21 protein-coding genes are annotated in these 25,187 nt (G+C 63.7%); 13 read left to right on the top strand and 8 right to left on the bottom strand.

Features of this window, described 5'->3' with window-relative positions:
- The first annotated feature begins 163 nt into the window (after positions 1-163).
- From moaA to QMX89_RS07370, 8 genes are all read left to right on the top strand, one after another.
- On the top strand, positions 164-1,168 hold the full coding sequence (moaA, locus tag QMX89_RS07405) for a GTP 3',8-cyclase MoaA (RefSeq protein WP_090357891.1): 1,005 nt from the start codon (positions 164-166) through the stop codon (positions 1,166-1,168).
- 181 nt (positions 1,169-1,349) lie between these two features.
- A complete protein-coding gene (locus tag QMX89_RS07400; RefSeq protein WP_282347635.1) occupies positions 1,350-2,531 on the top strand; it encodes an acetyl-CoA C-acetyltransferase in 1,182 nt (393 codons plus the stop codon).
- 83 nt (positions 2,532-2,614) lie between these two features.
- On the top strand, positions 2,615-2,917 hold the full coding sequence (locus QMX89_RS07395; RefSeq protein WP_282347634.1) for an RcnB family protein: 303 nt from the start codon (positions 2,615-2,617) through the stop codon (positions 2,915-2,917).
- A 253-nt stretch (positions 2,918-3,170) separates the two neighbouring features.
- On the top strand, positions 3,171-5,414 hold the full coding sequence (locus QMX89_RS07390; RefSeq protein ID WP_282347633.1) for a FepA family TonB-dependent siderophore receptor: 2,244 nt from the start codon (positions 3,171-3,173) through the stop codon (positions 5,412-5,414).
- Between the two features lie 14 nt (positions 5,415-5,428).
- Positions 5,429-6,322: an iron-siderophore ABC transporter substrate-binding protein gene (locus tag QMX89_RS07385; protein ID WP_049860115.1), complete on the top strand. Its 894-nt coding sequence runs from the start codon at positions 5,429-5,431 to the stop codon at positions 6,320-6,322.
- A 14-nt stretch (positions 6,323-6,336) separates the two neighbouring features.
- Positions 6,337-7,356, top strand: a complete 1,020-nt coding sequence (locus QMX89_RS07380) for an iron ABC transporter permease (RefSeq protein WP_282347631.1) — start codon at positions 6,337-6,339, stop codon at positions 7,354-7,356.
- A complete protein-coding gene (locus QMX89_RS07375) occupies positions 7,353-8,399 on the top strand; it encodes an iron chelate uptake ABC transporter family permease subunit (RefSeq protein WP_282347630.1) in 1,047 nt (348 codons plus the stop codon). The genes QMX89_RS07380 and QMX89_RS07375 overlap by 4 nt, the downstream gene beginning before the upstream one ends.
- Entirely contained in the window at positions 8,396-9,214 is an 819-nt protein-coding gene (locus QMX89_RS07370) for an ABC transporter ATP-binding protein (protein ID WP_282347629.1), read from the top strand. The genes QMX89_RS07375 and QMX89_RS07370 overlap by 4 nt, the downstream gene beginning before the upstream one ends.
- 14 nt (positions 9,215-9,228) lie before the next feature.
- Here QMX89_RS07370 and cysG read toward each other — a convergent pair whose 3' ends face one another.
- The 6 genes from cysG to QMX89_RS07340 are packed head-to-tail and all read right to left on the bottom strand — an operon-like array spanning position 9,229 to position 16,823.
- Positions 9,229-10,620, bottom strand: a complete 1,392-nt coding sequence (cysG, locus tag QMX89_RS07365) for a siroheme synthase CysG (protein WP_049860112.1) — start codon at positions 10,618-10,620, stop codon at positions 9,229-9,231.
- Positions 10,621-11,901 carry a serine--tRNA ligase gene (gene serS, locus QMX89_RS07360; RefSeq protein WP_049860111.1) on the bottom strand — a complete coding sequence of 427 codons (1,281 nt, stop codon included), beginning with the start codon at positions 11,899-11,901 and terminating at the stop codon, positions 10,621-10,623.
- 26 nt (positions 11,902-11,927) lie between these two features.
- Positions 11,928-12,302, bottom strand: coding sequence for a fluoride efflux transporter CrcB (gene crcB / locus QMX89_RS07355; RefSeq protein WP_049860110.1), 375 nt, complete (start codon positions 12,300-12,302; stop codon positions 11,928-11,930).
- Positions 12,299-13,624 (bottom strand): replication-associated recombination protein A, encoded by a 1,326-nt coding sequence (locus tag QMX89_RS07350; RefSeq protein WP_049860109.1) that lies wholly within the window; start codon positions 13,622-13,624, stop codon positions 12,299-12,301. The genes crcB and QMX89_RS07350 overlap by 4 nt, the downstream gene beginning before the upstream one ends.
- A 21-nt stretch (positions 13,625-13,645) precedes the next feature.
- The gene (gene lolA, locus QMX89_RS07345) at positions 13,646-14,269 is read right to left on the bottom strand and encodes an outer membrane lipoprotein chaperone LolA (protein ID WP_049860108.1); all 624 of its coding nucleotides are present in this window, start codon (positions 14,267-14,269) and stop codon (positions 13,646-13,648) included.
- A gap of 37 nt (positions 14,270-14,306) precedes the next feature.
- Positions 14,307-16,823 (bottom strand): DNA translocase FtsK, encoded by a 2,517-nt coding sequence (locus QMX89_RS07340; RefSeq protein ID WP_082223614.1) that lies wholly within the window; start codon positions 16,821-16,823, stop codon positions 14,307-14,309.
- A 428-nt stretch (positions 16,824-17,251) separates the two neighbouring features.
- Between QMX89_RS07340 and aat the strand changes: the two genes are divergently transcribed.
- The 3 genes from aat to infA all read left to right on the top strand — a co-directional run bounded on the left by aat (position 17,252) and on the right by infA (position 19,016).
- Positions 17,252-17,932, top strand: a complete 681-nt coding sequence (aat, locus tag QMX89_RS07335) for a leucyl/phenylalanyl-tRNA--protein transferase (protein WP_049860106.1) — start codon at positions 17,252-17,254, stop codon at positions 17,930-17,932.
- A 58-nt stretch (positions 17,933-17,990) separates the two neighbouring features.
- A complete protein-coding gene (locus QMX89_RS07330; RefSeq protein WP_049860105.1) occupies positions 17,991-18,698 on the top strand; it encodes an arginyltransferase in 708 nt (235 codons plus the stop codon).
- Between the two features lie 99 nt (positions 18,699-18,797).
- Positions 18,798-19,016: a translation initiation factor IF-1 gene (infA, locus tag QMX89_RS07325; RefSeq protein ID WP_002553999.1), complete on the top strand. Its 219-nt coding sequence runs from the start codon at positions 18,798-18,800 to the stop codon at positions 19,014-19,016.
- A gap of 140 nt (positions 19,017-19,156) precedes the next feature.
- Here the strand turns inward: infA and clpA are convergent, their stop codons facing one another.
- Complete coding sequence (gene clpA / locus QMX89_RS07320; protein WP_049860104.1) at positions 19,157-21,427, bottom strand: ATP-dependent Clp protease ATP-binding subunit ClpA; 2,271 nt, start codon at positions 21,425-21,427, stop codon at positions 19,157-19,159.
- Between the two features lie 29 nt (positions 21,428-21,456).
- Entirely contained in the window at positions 21,457-21,819 is a 363-nt protein-coding gene (gene clpS, locus QMX89_RS07315; RefSeq protein WP_043190060.1) for an ATP-dependent Clp protease adapter ClpS, read from the bottom strand.
- Positions 21,820-22,048: 229 nt separating this feature from the next.
- Here clpS and cspD point away from each other — a divergent pair, with 229 nt between their 5' ends.
- The gene (gene cspD / locus QMX89_RS07310) at positions 22,049-22,318 is read left to right on the top strand and encodes a cold shock domain-containing protein CspD (RefSeq protein WP_049860221.1); all 270 of its coding nucleotides are present in this window, start codon (positions 22,049-22,051) and stop codon (positions 22,316-22,318) included.
- Positions 22,319-22,780: 462 nt separating this feature from the next.
- Entirely contained in the window at positions 22,781-25,009 is a 2,229-nt protein-coding gene (locus QMX89_RS07305) for an NADP-dependent isocitrate dehydrogenase (protein WP_282347626.1), read from the top strand.
- The last annotated feature ends 178 nt before the right edge of the window (positions 25,010-25,187 follow it).

Here is a 25,187-nt window from a genome sequence, read left to right as displayed (position 1 = left end):
GGTATCCGCACCGGGGGCGCTCATCGACCTTGTCGATGGGCGCATTGAAAAAAGCGATTGGCTTGACCCCGGTGTGGCGCGTACCTTCAAGGTCTGCATTTTTTTTGCAACGCCTGTACGGCGTTGGCAGTCGAAATGGTCATGCCCTTTACTGGTACCCCTGATGCACACCCCTGAGCGCACCCTGCACGATGGCTTCGCCCGCAAAGTCGATTACCTGAGACTGTCGGTTACTGACCGCTGTGATTTCCGCTGCGTGTATTGCATGGCCGAAGACATGACGTTTCTGCCGCGCAAACAGATTCTCAGCCTCGAAGAGCTCGAACAGGTGGCAGCCAGCTTCGTCGCCCTGGGCACGCGCAAGATCCGCCTGACCGGGGGCGAACCCCTGGTGCGTTCGGGCATCGTCGATCTGTGCCGACGCATCGCCGCCCTGCCCGGCCTTCAGGAACTGTGCATGACCACCAACGGCTCGCAGCTGGCGACCTTGGCCCAGCCGTTGTTCGACGCCGGCCTCAAGCGCTTGAACATCAGCCTGGACAGCCTCGATCCGGCACGTTTCCGCGAACTCACCCGTACCGGCGACCTGAACAAGGTGATCGCTGGCATCGACGCGGCCAATGCTGCCGGTTTCCGCCATACCAAGCTCAACTGCGTGGTTATGCAGGGCCGCAACGATGACGAAGTCGTCGATCTGGTGGCCTTTGCCATCGAGCGCGGCCTGGACATTTCCTTCATCGAGGAAATGCCCCTGGGTGCGATCAGCGAGCACAGCCGCGCCGAGGCCTTCTACTCCAGCGAGCAGGTCCGCGCACGGCTCGCCGAACGCTACGAATTGCTCCCGTCCACGGATTCCACCCAGGGCCCGTCACGTTACTGGCGCGTTCCTCAGGCGCCGGGCACTCGCATCGGCTTCATCTCCCCGCACAGCCACAATTTCTGCGCGACCTGCAACCGAGTGCGCCTGACTGTCGAAGGCCGGCTGCTGCTGTGCCTGGGGAACGAGCACTCGGCAGACCTCAAGCAGGTGCTGCGCGAGCATCCCGGCCAGCCGGAAGTGCTCGAACAGGCAATCATCAAGGCCATGCAGCTCAAGCCATGGAGCCACAACTTCCGCCTGGACGACGATGTGCAGGTGGTGCGTTTCATGAACATGACCGGCGGTTGATCGCGGCGGCTGTCTTCGCCATTGTTCTGCTTTGCTTATCAACCCGTTTGAAAATGCAACTTATCAAATCAGTGCACAGGGCCGACAATCGCCCTGTGCCGTCGCTGTATTTCCGGTACGTCCTGCGCTGTCCGCGCCCCACAAGAACAAGGCCACCGGCCCACCTACCGAGGACTCCTCCATGCAAGACGTCGTTATCGTAGCCGCCACACGCACGGCCGTAGGCAGTTTTCAGGGTTCACTGGCAAGCGTGCCCGCCGTCGAGCTGGGCGCCGCGGTGATCCGCCGGCTGCTTGCACAGACCGGCCTGGACCCGGCGCAGGTCGACGAAGTGATTCTGGGGCAGGTGCTCACGGCCGGTGCCGGGCAGAACCCGGCGCGTCAGGCGGCCCTGTTTGCCGGGCTGCCCAGCGCGGTACCGGCCATGACCCTGAACAAGGTCTGCGGTTCGGGGCTCAAGGCCGTGCACCTGGCGACCCAGGCCATCCGTTGCGGCGATGCCGAGGTGGTGATTGCCGGTGGCATGGAAAACATGAGCCTGGCGCCCTACGTATTGCCAGCGGCCCGCACCGGGCTGCGCATGGGCAACGCACCCCTGGTCGACAGCATGATCAAGGACGGCCTGTGGGATGCCTTCAACGACTACCACATGGGCATCACTGCGGAAAACCTCGCCGAACAGTACGGCATCAGCCGAGAAGCGCAGGATGCCTTCGCGGCGCAGTCCCAGCAAAAGGCCGTGGCGGCCATCGAGGCAGGTCGCTTCACCGCCGAGATCACGCCCATCGACGTCCCGCAGCGCAAGGGCGACCCCCTGCCCTTCACGATCGACGAGCAGCCCCGCGCCGGCACCACCGCGCAAACCTTGGGCAAGCTCAAGCCCGCCTTCAAGCCTGATGGCAGCGTGACGGCTGGCAATGCGTCGTCGCTCAATGACGGCGCCGCCGCGGTCCTGCTGATGAGTGCGGCCAAGGCGCAAGCGCTGGGCCTGCCGGTACTGGCGCGCATCGCCGCCTACGCCAATGCCGGCGTGGATCCGGCGGTGATGGGCATCGCCCCGGTGTCGGCGACGCGCCGCTGCCTGGAAAAGGCCGGCTGGAGCCTGGATCAACTGGACCTGATCGAGGCCAACGAAGCCTTTGCCGCCCAGGCGTTGTCGGTGGGCCAGGTCCTGGGGTGGGACGCGAGCAAGGTCAACGTCAATGGCGGTGCCATAGCCCTGGGTCACCCGATCGGTGCTTCGGGTTGCCGGGTCCTGGTGACCTTGCTGCACGAGATGCTGCGCCGCGACGCCAGCAAGGGTCTGGCAACCCTGTGCATCGGTGGTGGCCAAGGCGTTGCCCTGGCCCTGGCTCGAGACTGACCCGTGCTCCCTCGCCGCGCACTGGCCGTGCGTGGCGAATGGGGCGACAATGGCTCAACGCCACTTATTCAGGAGCTCTGCCGATGAGCCGCACTCTATTCGCTTCGCTGTGCATCACGGGCGCACTGCTGTCGGCTGCGTCGACCGCCACTTTCGCCATCGAAGTCCTGCCAGCGCCAGGCACCGGTGCGCAGATGGTTTCGCTGGGCAAAGGCGACCGTGTTCCGCCCAACTATGCCCTCCCTGAATCGGCCTTCACGGGCTGGAAGGCTGCCGGCCTCAAGCAACCGGACATCGACAGCCAATGGGTGCAGATGGGCGACAACTTTGTGCTGATCAGGCGTGGCAATGCCGTTATTCAGGACGTTCAACCCATTCCAAAATAGACGCGGCAGCGATTGTCGGTGCAACCGGTGTGTCGGCAACCACATCGTCGAAGCCTCGATCAAGCGCTTTGCAGCGTCATTTACATCTAGTTACAGACAAATTGTATAGATTGTAAATGCGCTTTACTCTCAAATGCGAAAAACTATCATCTGCGCTCGCACCTCGTGTCGAGCGCTCCGGATCATGGCTGCTCCATAGCTCTTCCCCTTCCCGGTCGCTCTCGTCACGCCACTGAATTGCTGGAGAGCCCCGATGCGCTTGAACTTGAGCCACCTGTCCGTCGCCTTGCTGGCCGCGCTTGCACCCCCGACCTTTGCCGAATCGGCATCCACGAATTCCCAGCGTATCCCGGTTCAACCTACCGACCTGCCCGTGGATGGCAGCGAGCAGGCCTTGCAGCTCGAGGAAACCCGGATTCTGGGAACCGCAGCGCAGGAGCTCAAGCAGGCACCCGGGGTGTCGATCATCACCGCCGAGGACATCAAGAAGCGCCCGCCCACCAACGACCTGTCGGAAATCATTCGTCGCGAGCCGGGTGTCAACCTGACCGGCAACAGCGCCAGCGGCAACCGCGGCAACAACCGCCAGATCGACCTGCGCGGCATGGGCCCGGAGAACACCCTGATCCTCATCGACGGCAAGCCGTCCTCGTCGCGCAACGCCGTGCGCTACGGCTGGAACGGCGACCGCGACACCCGTGGCGAAACCAACTGGGTACCGGCCGAGGAAGTCGAACGCGTCGAGATCCTCCGGGGTCCGGCCGCAGCGCGCTATGGCTCCGGGGCCATGGGTGGCGTGGTCAACATCATCACCAAACGGCCGACCGACGAATTGCACGGGTCGATGACCGTCTACGCCCTGCAACCCGAAGACAGCGCCGAGGGCGCCGGCAAGCGGGCCAACTTCAACCTCAGCGGACCGCTGACCGATGATCTGATCTTCCGTGTGTATGGCAGCGCGAACAAGACCGATGCCGACGACGCCGACATCAACAGCAGCTACCAGGCCGATCCCGGCTCGTTGGTCGCCGGTCGCGAAGGCGTACGCAACAAGGACGTCAACGGCCTGCTGAGCTGGAAGCTCGACCCCGAGAACACCGTGGACCTGGAAGCCAGCTACAGTCGCCAGGGCAATATCTACACCGGTGACACGATGAACAACGTCGGCAGCGACTTCGTCAACAGCCAGCTGGGCAAGGAGAGCAACGTACTGCACCGCTCGAGCTTCGGCATCACCCACCACGGCGACTATGAGTGGGGCAGCAGCCAGTCTTCCCTGACCTATGACTTCACCCGCAACAACCGCCTGCGCGAAGGCCTCGCCGGTGGCCCGGAGGGCGCGCCCAACGGCTCCGGACGCTTCGAATCACGGTTGCGCAACACCCGCGCGGCGAGCGAGGTCAACCTGCCCCTGAGCTGGGGCGCAGAGCAGGTCCTCACCCTGGGCGGTGAGTACCTGTACGAGTCGATGAGCGACCCTGGCGCCCTCAGTTCGCAATCGTTTGACGGCAATGGCGGTGCCGCAGGCGCCCTGGGCGTGGACCGCAGCACCGACAAGATCACCGCGCGCAGTTTCGCCGTGTTCGTGGAAGACAACATCGAGGCGACGCCCGATACCATCGTCACTCCGGGCCTGCGCTACGACCACCACGAGACCTTCGGCGACAACTTCAGCCCCAGCCTGAACGCCTCGCACAAGCTGACCGACGATCTGACCCTCAAGGGCGGCATCGCGCGTGCCTACAAGGCGCCCAACCTCTACCAGTCCAATCCCAACTACCTGCTGTACAGCCGTGGCCAGGGTTGCAGCATCGCCCAGACCAACAACGGCGGCTGCTACCTGGTGGGCAATGAAAACCTGGTGCCCGAAATCAGCGTCAACAAGGAGCTGGGGCTGGCTTACGACAAGGGCACCTGGCGCACCAGCGCGACCTACTTCCGCAATGACTACAAGAACAAGATCGTCGGCGGGATCGACCCGCTCTACCGCCTGAACAGCGGCGCTCGCGTGCTGCAATGGGAGAACTCGGGCAAGGCGGTGGTCGAGGGCGTGGAAGGCAACCTGTTCATCACCCTCACCCCCGAGCTGGACTGGAACACCAACCTGACCTACATGATCGAGTCCGAGAACCGTGATACCGGGGAGCCGCTCAGCGTGATCCCCAAGTACACCCTCAACACCACTCTGGACTGGCAGGCCAGCGAAAAACTGTCGTTCCAGGCCAACGCTACCTGGTTCGGCAAGCAGGAAGCGCCATCGCTCAATACCCGTACCGGTGCGGTCTACGACGACCTGGCCCAGAAAGACGTCGCTCCCTACGCGATTGCCGGGCTGAGCAGCGGCTATGCGTTCAACGAACATTTGAGTGTGCGGGTCGGTGTGAACAACCTGTTCGACAAGCGCCAGTACCGTGAAGGCGGCGCCAGTTCGGCCGGCGCCCAGACCTACAACGAACCCGGACGCGCCTACTTCGCGTCCGTCACCACCTCGTTCTAAGAAGAGTCTGAACCATGCTCAAGCCCCTTTGCCTCGCGCTCTGCACCCTGCTCGCCAGCACCTGGGCCCTGGCCGCACCACGCACCCTCGACACGCCCTATGGGCCCGTCACCCTGCAAGGCTCGCCCACCCGGGTGATCACCCTCGACGAGAGCAGCCTGGACGCCGCGCTGGCGGTTGGCGTGCAACCGGTGGGTACCGTTTCGACCCGCGGCAGCGATCAGGTCTCGGCCTACCTGCAGGAACGCGCCGGCCAGCCACAGATCGTCGGTACGGCGCGGGCGCCGAATCTGGAGGCCATCCTCAAGCTGGCGCCCGACCTGATCCTGGCGCCTGCCGGCGTCAGTCAGGAACTGTTCGCCACCTATAGCCGCATCGCGCCGACCGTGGCGTCGAAGAACTCGAGCATGAACGACTGGCAGGCCACCACCGCGTTCTATGCGCTGGCCCTGGATCGTCAGGCGCAAGGCCAGCAGGTGCTCGCCGCCATCGACCAGCGCGCCGCCGAGCTCAAGGCGCGTCTGCCCGCCGAACAGCGAGTCTCTGTGGTGCGCTGGAACCCACAAGGCCCGATCGCCATGTCCGGCCGGATCTTCGTCGGGCAGATGCTGCACAAGGTCGGATTGCAGACCACCGAACTGGCCAACGGCCTGAAAGGGCCGCACAGCGATGTCCTCAGCCTGGAAAACCTGAGCCGGATCGACGCCGACTGGCTGTTCGTCGCCAGCCTGAACGCCGACGGTGCCAGCGCCCTGGAAGCGGCACGCCAGCAACCGGCGTTCACGCGTCTGCACGCCGTGCGGCAGAACCACGTGGCGACCGTCGACGGTCAGGTCTGGGCCAGCGGCTCGGGGCCATTGGCCGCGCACAAGGTGCTGGACGACCTGCAGCGCATCCTCGCCCCCTAGGCCCGGTTCTGTTCATGACCCAAACCCTGCCCGCGCCAACCCTGGTCAACCGCTACCGCTGGAGGGTGTATCGGTGTGCCACCCTGCTGGCGCTCGTCATGGTGACGAGCCTGCTGTTGGGGGCCGGCGACGCCGGGCCCTGGCGTGCGCTGTCCACCTTGTTGGGCCAGGGCAGCAGCGAGGAGCGCTTCGTGCTGTTCCAGCTGCGTTGGCCGCGAACCCTGCTCGGCCTGCTGGTCGGTGCCGCGCTGGGTGCGGCGGGCATCGTGCTGCAGGCGACCACGCGCAACCCCCTGGCTGAGCCCGGCATGCTCGGCGTCAGTGCCGGTGCTTCGCTGGCCGTGGTGATCGCCGTCGCCCTGGGCGCGAGCTCGGCGACGGTCAACCTCGGCGTTGCCGTCGCCGGCGCGCTGGTGGGCTGTGCGCTGGTGCTGCTGGTCAGCCGCGTCGGCAGCCTGGGCGACGACCCGGTGCGGCTGGTACTGGCAGGCGCGGCGTTCAGCAGCCTGCTGGCGGCCTTGACTTCGCTGATCCTGCTGCACGATCAGCGCAGTGCCGACGAGATCCGCTTCTGGGTCATCGGCGCCCTCGCCGGTCGCTCCGGCGACACCGTCCTCTGGAGCCTACCCGGTGTGATCGGCGGATTGCTGCTATTGCTTCCGGTAATCCGGCCACTGGCCAGCCTGGCCTTGGGCGAGCGCGTGGCCGCCGGGCTAGGCCACCATCCGCAATTGACCCGCCTGTGGGCCCTGGTTGCCGTGGCGATACTGGTGGGTACGGCCACGGCCGCAGCGGGGCCAATCGGCTTCGTCGGCCTGATCGTGCCGTTCATGGCACGCCGCCTGGTCGGACCGGACATCCGCCGCACCTTGTTACCGGCCTTGTTGCTCGGCCCCTGCGTACTGATCAGCGCCGACATCATTTCGCGCCTGACCGTGCGCCCCTACGAACTGCCCATCGGGGTCATCACCGCGTTCATCGGCGCGCCGATTCTGATCGCCGTGGTTCGCGGACAGCGGATGCCGCGCCTGTGAAGCGCTCGATCCCTCCAGGCCACTGGCTGCTGCGCAGCGGCAACTGGTCGGTGCTGGTCGACCGCCGCGCCTGTCTGGCAGGCCTGATCCTGAGCCTGGCCTTGGTGCTGGCCGGCGCGCTGAGTCTGGCCAGCGGTTCAGCCGACATCGACGCCATCAGCGCAGTGCGCGCCCTGTTCGGGGTCGGTGAGCCGATGCAGGTTTTCCTGGTCCGCGAACTGCGGCTGGAGCGACTGCTGGCCGGGCTGTTTACCGGCGCCGCGCTGGGCATCGCCGGCTGCCTGTTGCAGACGCTGGCGCGCAATCGCCTGGCCACCCCCGGCGTGATTGGCATCGACGACGGTGCCACGGCGTTCGCCGTCGCCTCCATCGTGGCCGTGCCCACCAGCCTCGCACCGCCCGCCCTGGCACTGATCGGCGCCATGACCGCCGCCGCGCTGGCCTTCGGCCTGGCCGGTGGCAGCGGCGCACGGGGGTATCGGTTCATCGTCGTGGGCATTGGCGTTGGGGCGGTGTTCGGCGCGCTGACCAACCTGATGCTCGCGCGCACCGACCTCGACAGCGCCAACCAGGCCTACCCCTGGACCGTCGGCAGCCTCAGCGCCCGACCATGGCTGGCGGTGCAACTGCTGGGCATTGCATTGCTGTTGGCAATTCCCTGCGCGAAAGGACTGAACCGGGCACTGGCCACCCTGCGCTTCAACGACAGCGTGGCCCGCGGCCTGGGCATCGACGTGGCACGGGTGCGCCTGCTGATCCTGGCCCTGACGGTCCTGCTGACCGGCCTGGCCGTGGCCGTGGTCGGGCCAGTCGGACTGATCGCACTGGCTGCGCCGGAGATGGCGCGCTACCTGTCCGGGCACCGCGGCGTCGCCGTCGTCAATGCCGGGCTGGCCGGCGCCCTGCTCATGGTCTGCGCCGACTGGAGTGGCCGCACCGTCCTGGCGCCGGTGGAAATCCCGGTGGGCATCGTCACCGCCGTCGTCGGCGGCCCCTATCTGCTGTGGATTCTGATCCGCCAACCCTTACGGAGCACCCCATGAGTCTGGACCCGGCCCTGCTGGATGCCAACGCTGAACCTGCCCGCCTGAACGCGCAGGACCTGAGCCTGGGCTATGGCCGCACAGCCGTGATCGAGCGCCTGTCCCTGGACGTGCCCATGCGACGGGTCACCGCCATCGTCGGCCCCAACGGATGCGGCAAGTCGACCCTGCTTGCCGGGCTCTGTCGGCTGCACAAGGCCAGCCACGGCGCGGTGGTGCTCGACGGCCGGGACATCGCCCGCCTGCCGACCCGGCAGGTCGCCCAGCGCCTGGCCCTGTTGCCTCAGGACGCTTCGGCGCCCGATGGCTTGACGGTCCAGGAGCTGATTCGCTTCGGTCGACAACCCCATCAGGGCCCGCTGCGCCAGTGGTCCGAGCACGACCAGCGTATCGTCGAGGCCGCGCTGGCGGTCGCCGACCTGCAAGCGCTGGCCGACCGCCCTCTGGAGTCGATGTCCGGCGGCCAGCGGCAACGCGCCTGGATCGCCATGGCGATCGCCCAGGCCACACCTCTGCTCCTGCTGGACGAGCCGACGTCTGCCCTGGATCTGGGCCATCAGATTGAAGTGTTGGAACTGATTCGCGACCTCGCCGCCGTCGGCAAGACCGTGGTCATGGTGGTGCACGACATTTCCAGCGCTTGCCGCTACGCCGATCATCTGGTGGCCATGCACGATGGACGGATCGTTGCCGAAGGCCCACCGGCAGAGGTGGTGACCTCGGCATTGATCGAACGGCTATACGGCGTGAAATGCGAGCTGTTGCGTGATCCGCACAGCGGCACACCGATCATCGCCGGCGTGCGCCGGCGTTGATCGGCAGCGTCTGCTCAACGGTATTGCGCGCCGTCGAACCAGGCGAGCTTTTCCCGCAGTACCACTACTTCACCCACGATCACCAAGGTTGGAGCGTGCACTTCGTGCTCGGCAACCATGCGTGGCAGATCCGCCAGCGTGCCGGTGAACACCCGCTGGTTCACCGTGGTGCCCTGCTGGATCAACGCCGCCGGTGTATCCGCGCCACGCCCGTGGCGGATCAACTCTTCACAGATGATCGGCAAACCGATCAGGCCCATGTAGAACACCAGCGTCTGCCCCGGTGACACCAGATCGTGCCAGGGCAAGTCGCTGGTGTTGTTCTTGAGGTGCCCGGTGACGAAGCGCACCGATTGCGCGTAGTCGCGGTGGGTCAGCGGAATCCCGGCATAGGCCGCACAACCACTGGCCGCAGTGATGCCGGGCACCACCTGGAAGGGAATACCGTGAGCGGCGAGCTCTTCGATCTCTTCACCGCCACGACCGAAGATGAACGGATCGCCGCCTTTGAGGCGCAGCACACGCTTACCCTGCTGGGCCAGCGCCACGAGCTGCTGATTGATCTGTTCCTGCGGCAGGGCGTGCTCGGCGCGACGCTTGCCGACGTACACACGCTCGGCGTCGCGGCGGCACAAATCGAGAATCGCCGGCGCGACCAGGCGGTCGTACAGCACCACATCGGCCTGCTGCATCAAGCGCAGCGCGCGAAAGGTCAGCAGGTCCGGATCGCCCGGCCCCGCGCCCACCAGGTACACCTCACCGGGCGCATGGGGCGGCGCGCCGTCGACCTTGGCCTGCAGCATGCGCTCGGCCTCGGCGCCCTGCCCGGCCAGTTGACGGTCGGCGATTGGGCCCTGGAACACTTCCTCCCAGAACGCACGGCGCTGAGTGACGTCCGGGTACAACGCCTTGACCTTCTGCCGAAAGCGCGCCGCCAGGCCGGCCAGCTCGCCATAGGTCGAGGGAATCCAGGTTTCCAGCTTGGCGCGGATCAGACGGGCCAGCACGGGCGCGTCCCCCCCACTGGAGACCGCCACCACCAACGGCGAGCGATCGACGATGGCTGGGAAGATCACCGTGCACAGCGCCGGAGAGTCGACCACGTTGACCGGGACGCAGCGCGCGCGGGCATCGGCCGACACCTGGGCGTTGAGCGGTTCATCGTCGGTGGCGGCAATCACCAGCTGACAGCCGTCCAGGTCGTGGCTCAGGTAGCCTCGGTCGAGCATCTGTCCGCCGCTGCCGCGCACCAGCTCGGCCAGTTGCGGATCGATGCTCGGCGCAACCACCCGCAGCACCGCGCCCGCTTCGGCCAGCAGGCGCGACTTGCGCAGGGCGATCTCGCCCCCGCCCACCACCAGGACCTGGCTGTCGCGCAGTTTGTGGAAAAGCGGTAGGAACTCCATTTAGCCGATGACCTCGAGGCCGCCCATGTAAGGCTTGAGAACCTCGGGCACGCGGATGCTGCCGTCGGCCTGCTGATAGTTTTCCAGCACCGCCACCAGGGTACGACCGACCGCCAGGCCGGAGCCGTTCAAGGTGTGCACCAGTTCAGGCTTGCCGGTTTCCGGATTGCGGAAGCGGGCCTGCATGCGGCGCGCCTGGAAATCACCGGTGTTGGAACACGAGGAAATCTCGCGGTACTTGTCCTGGCTCGGCACCCAGACTTCCAGGTCGTAGGTCTTCACGGCGCTGAAACCCATGTCGCCGGTGCACAGCGCCAGGACGCGGTACGGCAGCTCCAGGGCCTGCAACACGCGTTCGGCGTTGGCAGTCAGGCTTTCCAGCGCTTCCATGGACTTGGACGGCTCGACCACCTGGACCATCTCGACCTTGTCGAACTGGTGCTGGCGGATCATGCCGCGGGTGTCGCGCCCCGACGCACCGGCTTCGCTGCGGAAGCACGGCGTATGGGCAACGAACTTGAGGGGCAGCTGTTTGACGTCGAGGATCTCGCCGGCCACGATGTTGGTCAGCGACACTTCAGCCGTAGGAATCAGATACAGATCGGCCTCGCCGTCACGGCTGATCTTGAACAAGTCTTCCTCGAACTTGGGCAGCTGGCCGGTGCCCTGCAAGGCCGGTGCCTGGACCAGGTACGGGGTGTAGGCTTCTTCGTAGCCATGCTCGCTGACGTGCAGGTTGATCATGAACTGCGCCAGGGCACGGTGCAGGCGAGCGATCGGGCCGCGCATGATGGCAAAGCGCGCGCCGGACAGCTTGGCCGCCGTTTCGAAATCCAGGCCGCCGGTCTTGCCACCCAGCGCGACGTGGTCCTGCACCGGGAAGTCGAAGGTGGCAGGCGTACCCCAGCGACGGACTTCGACGTTGCCGTCTTCGTCTTCGCCGACCGGGACCGATTCGTGGGGCAGGTTGGGAATGCCCAGGGCGATACCGTCCAGCTCACCCTGCAATTGCTCCAGCTCGACCTTGCCGCGGCCCAATTCTTCGGCGATGGACTCGACCTGCGCCTTCAACGCGTCGACGTCGCCGCCACTCTTCATGACCTGGCCAATGGACTTGGACAGCGCGTTGCGTTCGGCCTGCAGTTGCTCGGTGCGGGTCTGCACGGTCTTGCGCTGGGCTTCCAGCGCCTCGATGCGTGCCACATCCAGGACATAGCCACGGCTGGCAAGGCGATCCGCTACGTCCTGAAGCTGGCTACGTAACAGTTTGGAATCGAGCATGTCGGTCTCTCGTTTATCAGTATTGGTCAGATTTTAGTCAGTGCCAGGCCGGCCCAGGTGGCCAGCAGGCCGCCGAATACGCTCACTGCGCAGTAGCCCATGGCAACCAGTCCCTGGCCGCTTTCGAGCAAGCGCACGGTGTCCAGCGAAAATGAGGAAAAGGTGGTCAGGCCGCCCACGAACCCCACCATCAGTCCCGAACGGATTTCGACCGGAATGTCCGGGCGAATCATGAACAGGCCGTACAGGTAGCCGATGATCAGGCAGCCGACGATATTGACGGCCAGCGTACCGGTATAGAACAGGCGTGGCCAGTTCGCATTGATGTAGGTGGCGGTAAACAGCCGCAGCAAGGTGCCGACCACCCCACCCAGCGAGACCGCGATGATGGTCGGGATCACTCGGTTCTCCGCCGTCGGGGGCTGTTGTCGTCCAGGCTGGACAGATGTTTGAGCTTCTCGCCGATCTTCAATTCCAGGCCGCGGGGCACAGGTCGGTAGTAGTGGCGCGGGCTCAGTTGTTCGGGGAAATAGTCCTCGCCGGCCGCGTAGGCGTCGGGCTCGTCGTGGGCGTAGCGGTACTCGTCGCCATAGCCCAGCTGCTTCATCAACTTGGTCGGGGCGTTGCGCAGGTGCAGCGGCACTTCGAGGGAACCGTGCTCGGCTGCTTCGCGCATGGCCGCCTTGAAGCCCATGTACACAGCATTGCTCTTGGGCGCGCACGCCAGGTAGACGATCGCCTGGGCCACGGCCAACTCGCCCTCCGGACTGCCCAAGCGCTCCTGCACGTCCCACGCCGACAGGCACAAGGGCAACGCGCGCGGATCGGCATTGCCGATGTCCTCGCTGGCCATGCGCACCACACGACGTGCCAGATACAGCGGATCGCACCCGCCGTCGAGCATACGCGCGAACCAGTACAGTGACGCATCCGGATTGGAACCGCGCACTGACTTGTGCAGGGCCGAAATCTGGTCGTAGAACGCCTCGCCGCCCTTGTCGAAACGCCGACGGGTGTCGCCCAGCAGGCTCTGCAACAGTTCGGTGCCGATTTCCTCGCCGTCTTCGGCAAGGTCCGACGCGTTCTCCAACAGGTTGAGCACGCGGCGCCCATCACCGTCGGCGGCCGCCATGAGCATGGCGAAGGCTTCGTCACCCAAGCGCAGTCGACGCTTGCCCAAACCCCGCTCCTCATTCAGCGCGCGATCGACCAGACGCCGCAGGGCCGCCTCGTCCAAGCTCTTGAGCACGTAGACACGAGCCCGCGAGAGCAAGGCGTTATTGAGCTCGAAGGAAGGGTTCTCGGTGGTGGCACCGATGAAGATCAGCGTGCCGTCTTCCACATAGGGCAGGAAGGCATCCTGCTGGGACTTGTTGAAGCGATGCACTTCGTCGACGAACAGAATCGTGCGACGGCCGTACTGACCGGCCTGCTGCTTGGCCACCTCGACCGCCTGGCGAATCTCCTTGACCCCGGCCAGCACCGCCGAGACGGTTTCGAAGTGCGCGTCCGAGACTTTCGCCAGCAGCCGCGCCAGGGTGGTCTTGCCCACGCCCGGCGGACCCCAGAAGATCATCGAGTGCAGGGCGCCCTGCTCCAACGCTTCGCGCAACGGCTTGCCACGGGCGAGCAGATGCTCCTGGCCGACATATTCGTCCAGGTTGCTTGCGCGCAGGCGGGCAGCCAGCGGCTGGGCAATGGGATCGCTGCGAAACAGGTCCATGGGCTGGCAATCGACCTCGAATTATTCCTGGATCACGTCCGCCCCTTTGGGGATGTCGAACTTGAACTTGCTGGCAGCGATCGGCTCGTTGGCCTTAACGTTCATGAACAGGATATTAGTGCGCTGGCCAACGCTGTCGATCAGCTGCATGTCGTTGATCATGCCCTTGCGGAACGACAGGCGCAGCGAGTCGAACAAGGTGTCACGCGTCTTGGGCTTGAGCACGAAATCGATCACGTCACCGGCTTCCTTGGCGCTGATGTCGAAGCTCTGGCTGATCTTGGACACGTCACCGGACAACAGCAGTGCCGGGGTCTGGGTCAGGCGCTGGTCGAGATTCTTGATGGTGACCTGCTCCAGGTCCGGGTCCCACAGCGAGACTTTCTTGCCGTCGGAAACCATCAGCTGTTCCTGGGGCGCATCGGTGTGCCAGTTGAACAGGCCAGGGCGCTGCAGGGCCATCTCACCAGCGGTTTCCTGCAACTGGGTACCGCTGCCATCCAGGGTCAGCTGGGAAAAGCGGGCGGTCAACGTCTGGGACTTTTCCAGCAGTTGCGTCAAGCGCGCCACGTCCTTCTGGTCGGCATGCACCGACAGGCTGGACAGGGCCAGGGCAGAAACCAACAGCATGCGAATCAGGCGCATGGGAATCCTCGTTCTAGGGTAAGGCGCGAGCGTTGCATCAGTCGCGCATCGGGCCCGGCGCGATCACTTCGCGCGAGCCATTGGTATTCATCGGCGTGACCACACCGGCCATTTCCATGGACTCGATCATCCGCGCCGCGCGGTTGTAGCCGATCTTGAGCTTGCGCTGCACCGCCGAGATGGACGCGCGACGGCTTTCGAGGACGAAGTTCACCGCTTCGTCGTAAAGCGCATCGCTCTCGCTGTCGTCACCATCACCGCCACCGCCGCTGTTTTCGAAGCCACTGCCGGCCTCTTCGACGCCGGCCAGGATGTCTTCGTTGTAATCCGGCACGCCCCGCTGCTTCCAGGCCTCGACCACGCGGTGCACTTCTTCGTCGGAAACGAAGGCGCCATGTACGCGAATCGGCAGACTGGTGCCTGGCGGCATGTAGAGCATGTCACCGTGACCCAGCAGTTGTTCGGCGCCACCCTGGTCGATGATGGTCCGCGAGTCGATCTTGCTCGACACCTGGAACGCCATACGGGTCGGAATGTTGGCCTTGATCAGGCCGGTGATGACATCCACCGACGGTCGCTGGGTGGCCAGGATCAGGTGGATACCGGCAGCACGGGCCTTCTGGGCGATCCGCGCGATCAATTCTTCGACCTTCTTGCCGACGATCATCATCATGTCGGCGAATTCGTCCACCACCACCACGATGGTCGGCAGGGTCTTGAGCAACGGCGCCTCGTCGTGAATGCTTTCACGCTTGTACAGCGGGTCACTCAGCGGTTCGCCAGCCTCTTCGGCATCCTTGATCTTGCGGTTGAAGCCCGCCAGGTTGCGCACGCCCATGGCAGCCATGAGCTTGTAGCGCCGCTCCATCTCGGCCACGCTCCAGCGCAGCGCGTTGGCCGCGTCCTTCATGTCGGTGACCACCGGGCACAGCAAATGCGGAATGCCTTCGTAGATCGACAGCTCGAGCATCTTGGGGTCGATCATGATCAGCTTGGCGTCTTCAGGACCCGACTTGAACAGAATCGACAGGATCATCGCGTTCACGCCCACCGACTTACCGGAACCGGTGGTACCGGCTACCAGCAGGTGCGGCATCTTCGCCAGGTCGGTGATGACCGGCTTGCCGCCGATGTCGTGACCCAGGGCCATGGTGACGGGCGACGTGGCCTGATCGTACTGGGGCGAGGACAGCACTTCGGAGAAGCGTACGATCTGCCGGTCTTCGTTGGGAATCTCGATACCCACGGTGGTCTTGCCGGGAATGACTTCGACCACCCGCACGCTCAACACGGCCAGCGAGCGTGCCAGGTCCTTGGCCAGGTTGGAAATCCGGCTGACCTTGACGCCGGCTGCGGGCTGAATCTCGTAGCGGGTGATGACCGGGCCCGGGTGAATGGAATCGACGGTCACTTCCACGCCGAATTCCTTGAGCTTGACCTCCAGCAACTGCCCGACGGCCGCCAGCGACTCAGGCGAGTAGTTGACCTTCTTCTGTTCGGCCGGGTCGAGGATGGAAATCGGCGGCAGCGTACCCTGCACGGCGCTGTCGACGAACAACGACGCCTGTTTCTCCTTCTGCACCCGCGCGCTCTGCTCGGCAGGCTTGGCACTGGATGCGCCGAGGCTGCTTTCTTCGCTCAACGGCTTGATCGGCACCGCAGGTCGCGCAGGCTGGCTCGGCGCGATCTGAGCGGGTGCAGGATTGGTTGCGACCGAGGCGGCCGGCATGATCGGCGCCACGGGACGAGGCTGCGGACTCGGCTGGCTCGACAGCGTCGGTTCCACCGGCAAAGGCCGAGCGGGCTTGGGCTTGGCCAGATCCCGCGGTTCGCTCATCCGCGGCGCGGCGTAGGCTGGCTCGTCCACTTCGCGCAGTTGGGCCACCAGTTGCTTGCGTTCGGCACGCGCCGCCCACCAGCGGGTGACGGAGCCCTGCATGAGTTCGAGCAGATCGAGGGTGATCTTGCCGGTCATGTCCATGACCTTGAACCAGGACAGGTCGGTGAACACCGTCAAACCGAACAGGAACAATGCGATGAACAGCAAGGTGCTGCCCTGGATGTTCAGTGCATTGAGCGCCAGGTTGCCCAGGCTTTCGCCCAGCGCACCCCCAGCTGACGCCGGCAGGCTGCCGGCGGAATGGAAATGAATATGCGCCAGCGCCGCGCCGGAAAGAATCAGGAACACCAGACCGATCAAGCGCCACGAGAACAGCCAGCCGCTCCACTGCCAGGGCTCATGGCGCTGACGGAAGATCTGCCAGGTCTTGACGGCCAGCAACAGCGGGAAGATGTAGGCGAAATAGCCCAGCACCATGAACAGGATATCGGCGGCGAACGCACCGGCGCGGCCGGCGGCGTTCTGCACCTGGTCCATGTTGCTGCTGGTATGACTCCAGCCCGGATCGGTCTGGTCGTAGGTCAACAACGCCATCCACAGATACAGACATAGCGCGCCCATGGCGATCAGGGCGCCTTCCTTGAGGCGGTAGTGCATCTGCTGACGCCAGACAGGCACCGATGCGGGAGCGGATGAGGCAGTGGATTTCTTCAAAACGCTTGATTTCCTGCGCCTGTTGGAGCGCGCAACTGATGAATGACTAAAAACACAGCAAATGGCCAGTATCGGTTGGGAACGGGCCCTGCAAAGATCGCATTGTACGGGTTTGTCGGCAATTCGCGCATCCGCAATGTGAGCATCTGCCGCCGTGCGCTTTCGGACACCGTCGTCGAGCCGAATCACCGGTTGATTCGACCGCACATTGCCTTTGCCGACAAGACCTTACGCGCGGATCTTGAAGAACAGTCACGTGGGACTGCAAAAGCACAGAAAAGTTACATGAAAGCTGCCACCCAATCCTGTCCGGCATCGTGCAGGAAGACCGCGCTGCATCGGCGGTGCACGTTGGCGGGCCAGCCGGATCATGGCAGGATGAACCCATCGCCCACCCGTACCACCCTCCCCTGCCGTAGCGAACAACCATGCTGACTTGGCTCAAACGAAACGAATTGGTCTTTCCACCCCTGAGCAAAGCCATGCGCGAGCCCAACGGCCTGCTCGCCGCTGGCGGCGACCTCAGCCCCGAGCGCCTGATCCAGGCCTACCGACACGGCTGCTTCCCCTGGTTCGAGGAAGGCCAACCGATTCTGTGGTGGTCACCCGATCCGCGCACCGTGCTGCTGCCCGCCGAAGTGCACGTTTCCCGCAGCCTGCGCAAAGTCCTGCGCCAGGGCCGTTTCAGGGTCACGTTCGACCGTGACTTCGCGGCAGTGATTGCCGAGTGCGCCGGGCCACGGAACTACACGGACGGGACCTGGATCACCGACGACATGCAACGTGCCTACCTTGCCCTGCACGAGCAGGGTCACGCCCACTCGGTCGAAGTGTGGGACGGCGATGCGCTGGTGGGCGGGCTCTACGGCCTGGCGATGGGCCGGCTGTTCTTCGGCGAGTCGATGTTCAGCCGTGCCGACAATGCCTCGAAGGTCGGTTTCGTGACCTTGGTCGAACACCTGCAGCAAGCCGGGTTCGTGCTGATCGATTGCCAGATGCCGACCGACCATCTGCACAGCCTGGGTGCACGAAGCATTCCCCGCGAGGTATTTGCCGGCTACCTGAGCCAATACCTGGACCAGCCCAACAGCGCGACGTGGCGGCGCTAGGCGAGTTATCCAGCACTGGCATACACTGAACGTACTGGTTTCATTCCGAGGGTTCATCATGACTGAGTTGGCGCGCTTGAAGTTCTATGCCACTCAACCCCATTCGTGCAGCTACCTGCCCGACGAGCAAGCCACGACCTTGTTTCTCGATCCGAGCCAGCCGATGGACGTCAATGTATACGCTGACCTCTCGGAAATGGGTTTCCGCCGCAGCGGCGACCATCTCTACCGGCCGCACTGCCAGCGCTGCAGCGCCTGCGTGCCGGCGCGCATCCCAACAGCGGGTTTCACCCCTTCACGCCAGCAGAAACGCATCCTCAAGCGCAACCCCGACGTGCAGGTGACCTGCGCCACCCCGCGTTTCACCGAAGAATATTTCGATCTGTACCAGCGTTACATCGAGCAGCGTCACGCCGATGGCGACATGTTTCCGCCCAGCCGGGATCAATTCTCGACCTTCCTGGTGCGCGACCTGCCCTTTTCCCGCTTTTACGAATTTCGCCTGCAGGGGAAGCTGGTGGCGGTTGCTGTGACCGACGTACTGCCCAACGGCCTGTCCGCCGTGTACACCTTCTACGAACCGACCGAGGAACGCCGCAGCCTGGGCCGCCTGGCGATTCTCTGGCAGATCGAGGAAGCCCGTCGCTTGAGTCTGGATGCGGTCTATCTGGGGTACTGGATCAAGAACTGTCAGAAGATGAATTACAAGACCCAATATCGCCCGATCGAGCTGCTTATCAACCAGAGATGGGTGACTCTTAACTGAACCCCTTGGCTTGAGCCCCCTTTTTCGGGCACAATGCACGCCGCTTTTGCCTGGCGCAGTTGCACCGGGCCATCAACTGGATACCGAGGGTTTTACTGCATGTCGAAAGAAGACAGCTTCGAAATGGAAGGCACTGTCGTCGACACCCTGCCCAACACCATGTTTCGCGTGGAGTTGGAAAACGGGCACGTCGTAACCGCGCATATCTCCGGCAAGATGCGCAAGAACTACATTCGTATTCTGACCGGTGACAAGGTGCGTGTTGAGCTGACGCCCTATGATTTGAGCAAAGGGCGCATCACCTACCGCGCTCGCTGAACCGAGACACATGAAAACGCCCGGCATTGCCGGGCGTTTTTGTGTGCGCAGGGTTTGGACATTAAAAGCTACGCGGCTTGCGCCGCTGCTACAGGGATCATACAAACCCATGTAGCAGCGGCGCGAGCCGCGTCACACGCTTAGGCCATCTCCGCCGTGGTCTCGAAATCGAAGGTCAGCTCGCCGTCCTTGATGTCGATGTGCACCACGCCGCCGTGCTCGGCCAACTCGCCGAACAGGATTTCTTCCGCCAACGGCCGCTTGATCTTGTCCTGAATCAAGCGCGCCATCGGCCGCGCGCCCATCTGCACGTCGTAGCCACCGGCCGCCAACCAGCCGCGAGCGGCGTCGGTGACTTCCAGTTGCACACGCTTGTCTTCCAGCTGCGCCTGAAGCTCGGTGAGGAACTTGTCGACCACGCTCTTGATGACTTCGTGGCTCAGGCGACCGAACTGGATGATGGTGTCCAGGCGGTTGCGGAACTCGGGCGTGAAACTCTTCTTGATCACTTCCATGGCGTCCGAAGAATGGTCCTGATGGGTAAACCCGATCGAGGCACGTGCAGCGGTTTCGGCACCGGCGTTGGTGGTCATGATGAGGATCACGTTGCGGAAGTCCGCCTTGCGACCGTTGTTGTCGGTCAGGGTCCCGTGGTCCATCACCTGCAGCAGCAGGTTGAAGACCTCAGGGTGAGCCTTCTCGATTTCATCGAGCAACAGCACACAGTGCGGCTGCTTGGTGATGGCCTCGGTCAGCAACCCGCCCTGGTCGAAACCGACGTAGCCGGGCGGCGCACCGATCAGACGCGAAACGGTATGACGCTCCATGTACTCGGACATGTCGAAGCGCACCAACTCCACGCCCAGCGCCTTGGCCAACTGCCGCGCAGCTTCGGTCTTGCCCACACCGGTGGGACCGGCGAACAGGAACGAGCCGACCGGCTTGTCCGGCGCCTTGAGGCCCGCACGGGACAGCTTGATGGCGGTGGCCAGCGAATCGATGGCAGCGTCCTGGCCGAATACGGTGAGCTTGAGGTCACGCTCCAGGTTACGCAGCAGTTCCTTGTCGGAGCTGGTCACGTGCTTTGGCGGAATCCGCGCGATCTTGGCCACGATGTCCTCGACCTGAGGCACTTCGATGCGCTTGACCCGATTAGCCTCTGGTTGCAGACGCTGATAGGCACCGGCTTCGTCGATGACGTCGATGGCCTTGTCGGGCATGTGCCGGTCATTGATGTAGCGCGAAGCCAACTCCGCAGCGGCACGCAACGCCTCGTCGCTGTACTCGATGTTGTGGTGTTGCTCGAAACGCCCCTTGAGGCCGCGCAGGATACCGATGGTGTCTTCCACCGAAGGCTCGGACACATCGACTTTCTGGAAGCGCCGCGCCAGGGCACGGTCCTTCTCGAAGATGCCGCGGAATTCCTGGAACGTGGTCGAACCGATGCAACGGATATCTCCGGAGGACAGCAGCGGCTTGAGCAGGTTGGAGGCGTCCATCACCCCGCCCGACGCCGCGCCCGCACCGATGATGGTGTGGATCTCGTCGATGAACAGGATAGCTTGTGGACGCTTCTTCAGCTCACCGAGCAGCGCCTTGAAGCGCTTCTCGAAATCGCCGCGGTACTTGGTGCCGGCCAGCAACGCACCCAGGTCGAGGGAATACACGACGCTGTTGGCGAGCAGGTCGGGCACCTGACTGTCGACGATGCGCTTGGCCAGGCCCTCGGCGATGGCCGTCTTGCCCACGCCTGCCTCGCCCACCAGCAACGGGTTGTTCTTGCGGCGACGGGCGAGGATCTGCGCAACGCGCTCGACCTCGATCTCGCGCCCTACCAGCGGATCGATGCGACCCTGGCGTGCCAGTTCATTTAGGTTGCTGGCATAGGCGTCCAGCGGGTTGCTCGACGTGGAGGTGTCACCACCTTCCTCATCCTGCATCTCCTGCTCGCCTTCGGAACTGTCGCCGTGGCCCGGCACCTTGGAAATGCCGTGGGCGATGTAGTTGACCACATCGATCCGCGCCACGCTCTGCTGCTTGAGCAGGAACACGGCCTGGCTTTCCTGTTCGCTGAAGATCGCCACCAGCACGTTAGCGCCAGTGACTTCTCGCTTGCCCGAACTTTGCACGTGAAACACGGCGCGCTGCAGCACACGCTGGAAGCCCAGGGTTGGCTGGGTCTCGCGATCCTCGTCATGCACGGGGATCAACGGCGTGGTGGAGTCGATGAACTCCTGCAGGTCGTGTTTGAGTTTGTCGAGATTGGCGCCGCACGCCCGCAAAACGGTGGCGGCTGCCTCGTTGTCCAATAGCGCCAGCAGAAGGTGCTCCACGGTCATGAATTCATGACGCTTGGAGCGCGCTTCCTTGAAGGCAAGATTGAGCGTGACTTCGAGCTCGCGGTTTAACATAGCTTCACCTCATACCCAAGTGGTCGGCGTTAACCGTCCTTCTCGATTTCACAGAGTAGCGGATGCTGGCTTTCCCTGGCGTACTGGTTGACCTGCATGGCCTTTGTTTCGGCGATGTCTCGGGTAAACAATCCGCATACTGCCCGTCCTTCGGTGTGGACGGCCAGCATGACCTTGGTCGCCAGCTCACGATTCAGATTGAAAAAAACCTCGAGGATTTCGACGACGAAATCCATCGGGGTGTAGTCGTCGTTGAATAGAACCACCTTGTACATCGGTGGGGCCTGTAATGCCGGCTTGGATTCCTGAACGGCAATGCCTGCCGAATCGTCCTCGTGCGACTGCGGGCGGTCTTGATTGAAGGTTAGTCGAATCTGACTGAATGCATGCATGGAAAGAAGATTCATCGTTGAGCGAATAGAAGTAGTGGGTTGGACCTTGTGACCGAATTTTGACTCGGCCGCCGCATGACCTTGACTATCGGCAAAACGGTGTTACAAACAGTAGAACCCACATTGGGGAAGAAAGGTCCGCGCAGTCAACCAAATTTTTTCAATCGATTGATTGCGCATGAAGTGGATGATACTCCAGAGCTGGAGTCCTTTGCAGAGGGATATGGGTATGCACAGTGGTAAAGTCAAGTGGTTCAACAATGCCAAGGGCTACGGCTTCATCATCGAGGACGGCAAGGACGAGGATCTTTTCGCCCATTTCTCCGCCATCGGGATGGAAGGCTACAAGACGCTGAAGGCAGGTCAGGCCGTGGTCTTCGACATTATCCAGGGACCCAAGGGTCTGCACGCGGTGAAAATCCAGGCGGCGCAGACAGCAACGTCCGAAGCAGCCACTGCCACGTCCGACAACCAGACCAAGGAGTCCGCAGACGCGTGATGCTCAGGCTGGCACAGTGATCGCGAGCAAGCGTTCCGTGGGCCCATGCCCTGCAACCGGAGCGTTTACTCGCCGTCATTGGACCACCTTCTGGTTCGATGCACACACAGACAGGCCATCCAGACGGATGGCCTGTCTCGTTTCACGCGTTTGGATTTCGAGTGCGCCCCGGCGCCGCAGCTTTGTGCCCCCTACACAGTATTCATCGCCACGACCAGTGGTATACTGCCGCAGTGACCACAGGGTCACCCTGGTCGGACCGGTCCGCTCGTGCGAGTTGTCTTGGGGCCATTCTTGGGGCCGTTTGTTGCCGGTCGACCGCTTGACGCTCTACTGATGCATCCCACATCACCGCGACGAATGCTCGACTTTTCGCCTCATTGATGACAACGAGCGAAAGCGCCTATCCTGCGCATCTCGAGATTCTGTGCACGCTCAGCAAAGAAGAGAGTTAATTCGATTATGCCCACCCGCTCAAAGATCATCTACACCTTCACCGACGAAGCGCCAGCCCTGGCCACCTATTCGCTGCTGCCGATCATCGAAGCCTTCACCGCTTCCTCGGACATCGCCGTCGAGACGCGCGACATCTCCCTGGCAGCGCGCATCCTTTCAAGCTTCCCCGAGCGTCTGCAGGCCGGCAAACCCGTCCCGGACGATCTCGCCGAGCTGGGCACCCTGGCCACCACGCCTGAAGCGAACATCATCAAGCTGCCGAACATCAGTGCTTCGGTACCGCAGCTCAAGGCCGCCATCAAGGAGCTGCAGGATCAGGGCTTTGACCTGCCCGACTACCCGGACAGCGCCGAATCCGACGCCGACAAGGACACCCGCGCCCGCTACGACAAGGTCAAGGGCAGCGCCGTGAACCCGGTCCTGCGCGAAGGCAACTCCGACCGCCGCGCCCCGCTGTCGGTCAAGAACTACGCACGCAAGCATCCGCACAAGATGGGTGCCTGGGCGGCCGATTCCAAGTCCCATGTAGCCCACATGAGCAGCGGCGACTTCTACGGCAGCGAAAAAAGCGCCCTGATCGAAGCCGATGGCAGCGTCAAGATCGAGCTGGTCGGCAATGACGGCAGCACCACCGTACTGAAGGAAAAGACCAAGGTGCTGGCCGGCGAGATCATCGACTGCGCCGCGCTGAGCAAGAAGGCCCTGCGCGCCTTCGTCGCCGCCGAGATCGAAGACGCCAAGAAGCAAGGCGTGCTGTTCTCCGTGCACCTCAAGGCCACCATGATGAAGGTCTCCGACCCGATCATGTTCGGCCAGATCGTCGCCGAGTTCTACCAGCAGGCGCTGGACAAGCACGCCGACGTGCTGGAGCAGGTCGGTTTCAACCTGAACAACGGCATTGGCGATCTGTACGCACGCATCAAATCGCTGCCGGCCGAACAGCAGGCGCAGATCGAAGCCGACGTTCAGGCCGTCTATGCCACCCGCCCTGCCCTGGCCATGGTCAACTCCGACAAAGGCATCACCAACCTGCACGTGCCCAGCGACGTCATCGTCGATGCCTCGATGCCGGCCATGATCCGTGACTCGGGCAAGATGTGGAACGCCGACGGCGTGCTGCAGGACACCAAGGCGGTGATCCCGGATCGCTGCTACGCCAGCATCTACCAGGCCGCCATCGAAGACTGCAAGAAGCACGGCGCCTTCGATCCGACCACCATGGGCAGCGTGCCCAACGTCGGTCTGATGGCGCAAAAAGCCGAAGAGTACGGCTCCCACGACAAGACCTTCCAGATCGCCGCCGATGGCGTGGTTCGCGTCAGCGACAGCAACGGCCGCGTGCTCATGGAGCAGAAGGTCGAAGCCGGTGACGTGTTCCGCATGTGCCAGACCAAGGACGCGCCGATCCAGGATTGGGTCAAGCTTGCCGTCAACCGCGCCCGCGCCAGCAGCACCCCCGCCGTGTTCTGGCTCGACCCGGCGCGCGCCCACGACGCCGTGATGATCGAAAAGGTGCAGAAGTACCTCAAGGACCACGACACCAATGGCCTGGACATCCAGATCATGTCGCCGGTCGATGCCATGGCGTTCTCGCTCAAGCGGATTCGCGCAGGGCAGGACACCATCTCCGTCACCGGCAACGTGCTGCGCGACTACCTGACCGACCTGTTCCCGATCATGGAACTGGGCACCAGCGCCAAGATGCTGTCGATCGTGCCGCTGATGAACGGCGGTGGCCTGTTCGAAACCGGCGCTGGCGGTTCGGCCCCCAAGCATGTCCAGCAGTTGGTGGAAGAAAACTTCCTGCGCTGGGATTCGCTGGGTGAGTTCCTGGCCCTGGCCGCTTCGCTGGAGCACCTGGGCAGCACCTACGACAACCCCAAGGCGCTGGTACTGGCCGCAATGCTGGACAAGGCCACCGGCCAGTTCCTCGACAACAACAAGTCGCCATCGCGCAAGGTCGGCAACATCGACAACCGCGGCAGCCACTTCTACCTGGCGCTGTACTGGGCCCAGGCCCTGGCCGAGCAGAACGACGACGCCGCTCTCAAGGCGCAGTTCGCCCCGCTGGCCAAGACTCTGGCCGAGAACGAGGCGAAGATCGTCGCCGAGCTCAACGCCGTTCAGGGCAAGCCGGTGGACATCGGTGGCTACTACCACGCCGATGCCGAGCTGACCCGCAAGGCCATGCGCCCGAGTGAAACCCTGAACGCCGCGATCGCTTCGCTGGTGTAAGGTTTGCCTTGGTAACACCCTCAGCCCCGGCCTAGTGCCGGGGCTGACTTTTTCTGGCATCCGCGATCTCTCGTAGGAGCGGTCATCGGCCGCGAAAAAGGCAACGCGAATTGGCTGATGCACTGCGGTGCCTGTTTCGCGGCCGGGCCCCCCCCCGCCGGGGGGGGCCGCGGGAGTT

Source organism: Pseudomonas sp. PS01301 (genome assembly GCF_029960215.1).
In the GTDB taxonomy this organism is placed as follows: Bacteria; Pseudomonadota; Gammaproteobacteria; order Pseudomonadales; family Pseudomonadaceae; genus Aquipseudomonas; species Aquipseudomonas coleopterorum.
The sequence above is the reverse complement of the archived record's forward strand: the minus strand, read 5'-3'. Positions and strand labels throughout refer to the sequence as shown.

What these genes read in the sequence shown, in the direction of transcription:
- QMX89_RS07350 (WP_049860109.1), bottom strand. Translation starts at nt 13,624, where the DNA reads ATGGACCTGTTTCGCAGCGATCCCATTGCCCAGCCGCTGGCTGCCCGC.
- moaA (WP_090357891.1), top strand. Translation starts at nt 164, where the DNA reads ATGCACACCCCTGAGCGCACCCTGCACGATGGCTTCGCCCGCAAAGTC.
- QMX89_RS07385 (WP_049860115.1), top strand. Translation starts at nt 5,429, where the DNA reads ATGCTCAAGCCCCTTTGCCTCGCGCTCTGCACCCTGCTCGCCAGCACC.
- infA (WP_002553999.1), top strand. Translation starts at nt 18,798, where the DNA reads ATGTCGAAAGAAGACAGCTTCGAAATGGAAGGCACTGTCGTCGACACC.
- clpS (WP_043190060.1), bottom strand. Translation starts at nt 21,819, where the DNA reads ATGCATGCATTCAGTCAGATTCGACTAACCTTCAATCAAGACCGCCCG.
- QMX89_RS07330 (WP_049860105.1), top strand. Translation starts at nt 17,991, where the DNA reads ATGACTGAGTTGGCGCGCTTGAAGTTCTATGCCACTCAACCCCATTCG.
- cspD (WP_049860221.1), top strand. Translation starts at nt 22,049, where the DNA reads ATGCACAGTGGTAAAGTCAAGTGGTTCAACAATGCCAAGGGCTACGGC.
- QMX89_RS07370 (WP_282347629.1), top strand. Translation starts at nt 8,396, where the DNA reads ATGAGTCTGGACCCGGCCCTGCTGGATGCCAACGCTGAACCTGCCCGC.
- QMX89_RS07390 (WP_282347633.1), top strand. Translation starts at nt 3,171, where the DNA reads ATGCGCTTGAACTTGAGCCACCTGTCCGTCGCCTTGCTGGCCGCGCTT.
- QMX89_RS07395 (WP_282347634.1), top strand. Translation starts at nt 2,615, where the DNA reads ATGAGCCGCACTCTATTCGCTTCGCTGTGCATCACGGGCGCACTGCTG.
- clpA (WP_049860104.1), bottom strand. Translation starts at nt 21,427, where the DNA reads ATGTTAAACCGCGAGCTCGAAGTCACGCTCAATCTTGCCTTCAAGGAA.
- QMX89_RS07305 (WP_282347626.1), top strand. Translation starts at nt 22,781, where the DNA reads ATGCCCACCCGCTCAAAGATCATCTACACCTTCACCGACGAAGCGCCA.
- QMX89_RS07380 (WP_282347631.1), top strand. Translation starts at nt 6,337, where the DNA reads ATGACCCAAACCCTGCCCGCGCCAACCCTGGTCAACCGCTACCGCTGG.
- QMX89_RS07400 (WP_282347635.1), top strand. Translation starts at nt 1,350, where the DNA reads ATGCAAGACGTCGTTATCGTAGCCGCCACACGCACGGCCGTAGGCAGT.
- serS (WP_049860111.1), bottom strand. Translation starts at nt 11,901, where the DNA reads ATGCTCGATTCCAAACTGTTACGTAGCCAGCTTCAGGACGTAGCGGAT.
- lolA (WP_049860108.1), bottom strand. Translation starts at nt 14,269, where the DNA reads ATGCGCCTGATTCGCATGCTGTTGGTTTCTGCCCTGGCCCTGTCCAGC.
- cysG (WP_049860112.1), bottom strand. Translation starts at nt 10,620, where the DNA reads ATGGAGTTCCTACCGCTTTTCCACAAACTGCGCGACAGCCAGGTCCTG.
- aat (WP_049860106.1), top strand. Translation starts at nt 17,252, where the DNA reads ATGCTGACTTGGCTCAAACGAAACGAATTGGTCTTTCCACCCCTGAGC.